The organism is Mariniphaga anaerophila (genome assembly GCF_900129025.1).
Lineage (GTDB): Bacteria > Bacteroidota > Bacteroidia > Bacteroidales > Prolixibacteraceae > Mariniphaga > Mariniphaga anaerophila.
In genome coordinates this window covers 115,620-122,316 of the sequence record NZ_FQUM01000010.1, presented here as the reverse complement: position 1 = coordinate 122,316, position 6,697 = coordinate 115,620, and the positions used below count along the sequence as shown (strand labels likewise).

General features: G+C 42.5%; 6 protein-coding genes. All 6 read right to left on the bottom strand.

Going from position 1 to position 6,697, the window contains the following annotated elements; translation table 11 throughout:
• Nucleotides 1-163: 163 nt before the first annotated feature.
• Nucleotides 164-421 (bottom strand): RNA polymerase sigma factor, encoded by a 258-nt coding sequence (locus BUB08_RS17320; RefSeq protein WP_073003174.1) that lies wholly within the window; start codon nucleotides 419-421, stop codon nucleotides 164-166.
• Between the two features lie 219 nt (nucleotides 422-640).
• Nucleotides 641-1,378, bottom strand: a complete 738-nt coding sequence (cobA, locus tag BUB08_RS17315) for a uroporphyrinogen-III C-methyltransferase (protein ID WP_073003173.1) — start codon at nucleotides 1,376-1,378, stop codon at nucleotides 641-643.
• On the bottom strand, nucleotides 1,360-2,199 hold the full coding sequence (locus BUB08_RS17310; protein WP_073003172.1) for a Rossmann-fold NAD(P)-binding domain-containing protein: 840 nt from the start codon (nucleotides 2,197-2,199) through the stop codon (nucleotides 1,360-1,362). Before BUB08_RS17310 ends, cobA begins: the two co-directional genes overlap by 19 nt.
• 69 nt (nucleotides 2,200-2,268) lie before the next feature.
• A complete protein-coding gene (cysI, locus tag BUB08_RS17305; protein WP_073003171.1) occupies nucleotides 2,269-3,966 on the bottom strand; it encodes an assimilatory sulfite reductase (NADPH) hemoprotein subunit in 1,698 nt (565 codons plus the stop codon).
• A 17-nt stretch (nucleotides 3,967-3,983) separates the two neighbouring features.
• On the bottom strand, nucleotides 3,984-5,792 hold the full coding sequence (locus BUB08_RS17300) for an assimilatory sulfite reductase (NADPH) flavoprotein subunit (protein ID WP_083570838.1): 1,809 nt from the start codon (nucleotides 5,790-5,792) through the stop codon (nucleotides 3,984-3,986).
• A gap of 1 nt (nucleotide 5,793) precedes the next feature.
• Nucleotides 5,794-6,252: a precorrin-2 dehydrogenase/sirohydrochlorin ferrochelatase family protein gene (locus tag BUB08_RS17295; RefSeq protein WP_073003169.1), complete on the bottom strand. Its 459-nt coding sequence runs from the start codon at nucleotides 6,250-6,252 to the stop codon at nucleotides 5,794-5,796.
• Nucleotides 6,253-6,697: the final 445 nt, after the last annotated feature.

The window sequence follows — 6,697 nt, the reverse complement described above, 5'->3', positions numbered from 1 at the left end:
GTCGAAATCTGATTCGGGTGAAGCTCATACTTTTTCCCGATTTCTTGAATCGTCTCTCGTTCTTGTAAGGCTTCAAGAACTACTTTCGTTTTAAATCCTAAGGTGTAAGTTTTTCTTCTTTTCATAACAACAAGTTTATTAATTTTCTAATTATGCTTGTTGTCTAATTTTTGGGGATAATTATGGTAAAAAGATAGGACTTTAAAGAAGAATCTTTTTTCAGCGTTTTCCGGTTCTCCCATATCTTAAGAAACACTTCCTGCACCAGCTCCTCTGTTTCTTCTCTCGATTTCAAATACTTCAATGTAAATCCAAACAGCCGGTCGCCATATTTTTCAAATATAGTGTTAAATGCCTCAAGGTCTCCTTTTCTGAGCCTTTCAACCAGATCGTAGTCAGATACATTTTTGTTTAAGTCCAATTGAGTTTTATTTTGAAAACGAAGATATAAAAACTATCGGCAACATAATATTAATTCTAAAATAGAAGCCTTTTTCGGATGAGCTATTCAAAAATCGATTAAACGCTCAGCCCGCATTTTAAGTAGATTTGCTTTTTATACAAAAAGCTTAACCAGCCTTATTTATATTGATTCTTTTTGCAGAAGCATTTCGGTGAAATTAATGAGCACAAACCAATTTTATATTCGTTCGGCATTTTCTCCAATGATAACCAACGAGGGAGTACAAGGCTTATTTTCCTCTAGAAATTCCAGTACCCGGGCGATGGAAGTTGTATAACCGCTCTGTCCGGGCTGAGAAATTTTGCAAAGAATCTGCACCGGCATTTCTCCTGAGATTCCGTTTTCAATAAGCTTTTCGGCCAGTTCTGAAAGATGTGACAGCCCCATGTACAAAACCACAGGCGACCCGGTTTTCAAAACAGAAAGCAGCGGGTTCAGTTGAGGGAAGCAGTCGTTTTCTTTCCTGCAGGTGTAAAACAGCAGCATGTGGCTTTTTCCGCGTTCGGTAAGCGGAACTGAGAACAAAGAGGAAGCTGCTATTCCAGCGGTAACTCCCGGAATAACTTCATAATTCAGGCCGTTCTCTTTGCAAAACCTTATCTCTTCTGCACCCCGTCCGAAGATCATTGAATCGCCGGTTTTCAGACGAACCACCTTTTTATTTTTTTCGGCCCAGTACAAAAAAAAGCGATGTATTTGGTTCTGCCGCTCCTCCGGATTCTGTCCGTCGGCATTCAGTTTACCCACATATTTTTTTACTGCCTCGGGTTTCACCAGGCGTAACATTTCATCGCCAACAAGAGCATCGTAAAGAACCACGTCTGCACTTTTCAACCTGTCAAGCGCTTTCACGGTAAGCAGGTCAGGGTCGCCCGGTCCGGCGCCAACAATAGAAATTAAATGCGAAAATCCCATGCCTGCAATTCGTTTAAATAGTTCATCGGACTGGGGTATTTAAAAGTGTACTCCAATCGCTTTATTAGCTTGTCACTATTAACCACTTTGTAATTTTCCGGCAAATCTGAAAACTCAGGAATAGGCAAATCGCTTACTTCCGCTGCTTTCGAATAAAAGTCTTTTTTTAACGGATGGTCGGGGCAACACGCGTTGAATACTTCTCCCCAAATTTCCTTTTCAATAATTTGCGAAAGGATTTGAACACAGTCGTCGCGATGAATCAAATTTACCGGCGTGTTTCCGGGAATCCCCTTTTTCCCGGCCATAAACCTTCCCGGATTTCGGTTGGCACCAATCAATCCGCCAAACCGGACAACAGTGGTTTGGAAATCCTGCCGGTTCAGAAGTATGTTTTCCGCCTCAATAATTGCTCGACCGGATGGTTTCTCTGGAATACCTTCATCTCCTTCGCGTACTTCTTTATTGGTCGATTCGTAAACTGAAGTAGATGACACAAACAGTACTTTCTGAATTTTCATTTGCCGAATCTGTTCAACAATTTTCCCGATTTGTGCCGGAAAAATATCGGTAATATTTTCCTGTCGCGCCGGAGGAATAACAATAACCAGTACATCGGTATTAAAAAAGCTGAAGTAATCGATGACCATCGCTTCGGGTTCAACCCTGACATAAAAAGGTTGAATTCCGGTAAATTCCAGTTCGTTGTACCTGCTGTTGGTTCCTGTTGACCCTTTTACAATGTAGCCCTTTTTCAGCAGGTTTCGCCCGAGTTCTGTGCCCAGCCAGCCACAGCCTAATATTGATATTGTAGTACGCATTTTTTTATTTTTTTGGGTTATTCAACGGTATCAAAAGTGAAAGGCGTGCCTGTTTTCGTTTGCAATAAATTAATGGCTAAACTCTTTCCCTTCTTTTATTTCTTTTACATAGTTTTTTCGAATTACAAAGTCGCCCAGTCGCTCGTTTATTTTCCGTGTTTTAGAAAAATCATCAATTACCAGTTCCAACTCTTTTAGAATCTGTGCTTCAGAAATATTCTCTCGATAAAGGCTGTTCAACCGATCTCCGTTAAAACTGCCGCCCAGATACAAATTGTAGTGGCCAGGAGCTTTACCAATCAACCCTATTTCGGCCAGATACGGCCGCCCGCAACCGTTTGGGCATCCGGTCATGCGAATCACAATGTCTTCCTTTAAAAGATCATATTTTCCGAGAACTGCTTCTAGTTTGGTCACCAACGTTGGCAAATACCTTTCGGCTTCGGCAAAGGCCAGCGGACAGGTCGGCAAAGCCACGCAGGCAATGGAGTTTTTTCGCAACCCGGAAATTGACTCCGGCGAAACACAGTGTTTTTTTAGAACACTATTAATTTTTGCCTTTACTTTTTCAGAAACGCCGCCCAGAATCACATTCTGATTTCCGGTTAAAATAAAATGGCCGTCGGTAATTGTTGCTATTTCCCGAAGCGCATCTTTCAGCTTTTTATCGTCTGAATTTTTCACCCGGCCTCCTTCCACGAAGTAGGTCAGATGCCATTTAGAATCGGTTCCTTTTTTCCAACCGTAACTGTCGCCGGTGTGTGTGAGCACAAATTTCCGGGGCTCCACCAGCGAATACCCGAGGTATTTTTGCAATTCAGCTTTAAACCAGTCCAGCCCGTTGCGGTCGATGGTGTATTTCAGGCGAGCCTGTTTCCTATCCGCCCGGTTTCCGTAATCACGTTGCACTGCCACCACTTTCTCCGCAACATCAATCGCCTGTTCGGGGGTGCAAAAACCAATAACATTGCCGGTGCGCGGATAAGTTTCGGGAACGCCAAAAGTCGACCCCATCCCGCCTCCTGCCACTACGTTGTAGCCGGTAATTTTTCCTTTTTCAATAATGGCGATAAATCCCAAATCCTGCGAAAAAATGTCACAATCGTTATTGGGCGGAATAACAATACCTATTTTAAATTTGCGCGGCAGGTAACGGTCACCATAAAACGGTTCTGTTGTTTTACTCCCGGCTACCAGCTTTTTGTCGAGCCAGATTTCATGGTACGCTTTGGTTTCAGGAAGCAGGTGGCGGCCAATTTCTTTTGCCAGCTCAATTACTTCCTGATGAAACGGGGACTCAGCCGGATTGGCATTACACATTACGTTGCGGTTCACATCGCCGCATGCGGAGATGGTATCCAGCAGGCTTTCATTTACCTCGCGGATGGTCGTTTTCAGGTTCTTTTTCAATACGCCATGCAATTGAAAAGTCTGCCGGGTGGTCAACTTAAGTGTCCCATTCGCATACTTATCAGACAGAGCATCCATGCACAGCCACTGCTCCGGAGAAACCATTCCGCCGGGCATGCGCACCCGTATTAGAAAAGAGTACGCAGGCTCCAGTTTTTGTGTTTTCCGCTCCTTACTTAAATCGCGGTCGGCCTGCTGATAAATCCCATGAAATTTGGAAATTTGCGTATCATTTGCAGAAATAGCCCCTGTTATGGGATTTGCCAGGCTTTCCGTTAACGTGCCACGTAAATAATTGCTGTCGTATTTTATTTTCTCCACCTCCGACAGTACCTGCCAGTCAATTGCATCACTCATAGCTTTACTGTATTCGTTTAATAAACATCCGTTTGAAATCGTTTCTCCTTTTTCAGGTTTTTCAGGTATTTTTCAGCTTGTTCTTCGCTTATTCCACCTTGCGTTTTTATGATGTTCAGCAGGGCTTTGTTCACATCTTTAGCCAAATTTCGCCGGTCGCCACACAGGTAAACAAATGCCCCGTTTTCAATCCATTTAAATACCTCTTCCTGGTTTTCCACCATTTTATGCTGAACATAAATTTTCTCCTCCTGATCCCGGGAAAAAGCCACATCCATTCTTTCGAGAATCTTCTTTTCCTGTAACCTTTGCCATTCTGCCTGGTACAAAAAGTCAGACTGAAACTTGCGGTCGCCAAAGAAAAGCCAGGTATTTCCGGCAATGCCCCTGCTTTCGCGTTGTTGCATAAATGCGCGGTACGGAGCAACGCCTGTTCCCGCCCCCACCATAATAATTTTAGCACCGTTTGCCGGCAATCTGAATCCGGCATTCTTTTCGATGTAAATTGGCAGTTCATCGTCCACATCAATAAAATCAGCCAGGTTAGAAGAACATGCGCCATAACGTTCGCGGTCTTTCCGCATAAAATTCACCACCGAAACGGCAATATGCACTTCGTCTTCAACGCTTTCCATGCTTGAGGAAATCGAATACAGGCGAGGAGGAAGCGGCCTCAGAATTTCAACCAATTTATTTACATTCCAGTCAAAAGGAAAATCTTCCAGCAGATCGAGCAAATCACTTCCGTAAAGGTATTCGTCCAGCTTTTTATCGTCGTCCAGCAGCTTTTTAAGTTCCGGATTATTCGTCTGCTCATAGTATTTCTGCAGCATGTCGAAAGTGACCACCGTAATTTCGTAATGGTAAGTCAGCGCATTCAACAACGATACTTCTTCTGCCCCATACGAAACATTTTTGTCCGGCTCGAACCCGGTTTTCTGAATGATTTGCTCCACCAGCTCAGGCGGATTTTTTGTGAATATACCCACTGAATCTCCCGGCTCGTAAGTCAACCCCGAACCTTCGAGGGAAAGCTCAATATGATACACTTCTTTATCAGAATCGCGCCCGGTAATCCTTACTTTGTCCAACACAACAGCCGAATACGGATTCTTTTTCGAATACTCTTTAGCCGGCTCTTCGACAGAATCTAGGGTGGGTTCATCATCGGTAACTACTTCGGAAGCGGGTGCTGTTTTTGCAGGAGCCAAATTCAGCAAAAGGTTGTTCATCCAGACTTCTGCCGTAACTTCGTAGTCCACATCGCATTTAGCCAGCGGAGTTGCAGCATGTGCTCCGCTCTTTTTAATGGCGTTAAAAATCTCTTCGCCGGTCTGGCAAAAATTCCGGTAGGTTTTATCGCCCAGCGCAAGCACAGAAAAACGCACGCCCTCGAGTTTCGACAGGCGTTTTCCGGTAACAAATTTGTGAAAGTCCTCAGCCATATCCGGAGGTTCGCCCTCGCCGTGTGTACTCACAATAATCGCCACATTCTCTTCGTCCTTCAATTTTTTCGGATCATAATCGTACATGCTTAACAAATTGACAGCAACATTTTTGTACAGTGCCTTTTCTTTGAGTTTATTTGCCAGTTCGGTGGCATTTCCGGTTTCAGTTCCATACAAAACAGTAAGATTTGCAACCGCAGCTTTTTCTTCGGGCTCCGGCGCAGAAGCTTCTATGCTGATTGTGCTTCCGCCAAATCCGGCCAGCCGGCCTTCCAAAAATCCGTTTAACCAGATAATCTGCTCGGCAGTCAAATCTTTCGTTAATTCATTCAGAGCGACTTTCTGCTTGTCGCTTAATGGATTCGATTTTATACTCATTTTAATTTTTATGATTTTTTTCAGTTAAGAATTCGCTTATTTTATTTCTAATTCGTATCGACTCAAAAACATCTTCGCCATTGGAACTAACTGCCACTGAAATATTCTGGCTGCGGTAGATGGCGGGTGAAATAAATTGACAAAGAGCAGATTTGTCGTGGATATTTACAAGGATCCCGGCTTCCCGGCAATCGGTTGCAATCTGACGGTCGATCTCCTCGTTGTTTACACAGGAATACACCATTAAATAACCTTGCAACTCTTTTTTGTGGTACGGCTTTTCAAAATATTTTACGCCACTCCGTTTAATTTCCTGGCAAATACTTTTCGCCAACACCACTACTTCGGCTTCAAAGCGCTGTAGTATTTTCAGCTTTTTCAACGCGCCCTGATCTCCTCCCACTATCAGAATCTTTTCTCCTGAAATATCAATGGCTATTGGCAAAAAATTTTGTTTCATCTTTATAATATCGCGATGTTTTGAGGTTAAACATTTTACTTTCTGCACGTTGTTATAACAACGATTCTCTATTTTTTCCTTTAGTCGCAACAGTTTTTTTAACAAAATCGGGCTGTACTCCCAAATTATTCATGTGTTTTTGTTTTTGAATTGAAGTATTCTCCATGCTTTTATATTTTAACAAGTATGTCATTCAACATAAAAAAGCCCTTCCGTTAACTACAGAAGGGCTTTAATTTTTCAAAACTATTGCTGTTTAGGAACGATCTTCCTTCTGCATAAAATCTGATGTGAAACACATACACATCATACATGCGTTACAGTTCATTTTTATGTTAGAAGTAATTATCATTATTTGAAATTATTAATGTGACAAAAATCACAAAGTTCAGTCGCAAATGTAAACGAATATTTTAAAACTTAAATATCTTTTTATGTTTTTATT

What these genes read in the sequence shown, in the direction of transcription:
- cobA (WP_073003173.1), bottom strand. Translation starts at nt 1,378, where the DNA reads ATGGGATTTTCGCATTTAATTTCTATTGTTGGCGCCGGACCGGGCGAC.
- BUB08_RS17310 (WP_073003172.1), bottom strand. Translation starts at nt 2,199, where the DNA reads ATGCGTACTACAATATCAATATTAGGCTGTGGCTGGCTGGGCACAGAA.
- cysI (WP_073003171.1), bottom strand. Translation starts at nt 3,966, where the DNA reads ATGAGTGATGCAATTGACTGGCAGGTACTGTCGGAGGTGGAGAAAATA.
- BUB08_RS17300 (WP_083570838.1), bottom strand. Translation starts at nt 5,792, where the DNA reads ATGAGTATAAAATCGAATCCATTAAGCGACAAGCAGAAAGTCGCTCTG.
- BUB08_RS17295 (WP_073003169.1), bottom strand. Translation starts at nt 6,252, where the DNA reads ATGAAACAAAATTTTTTGCCAATAGCCATTGATATTTCAGGAGAAAAG.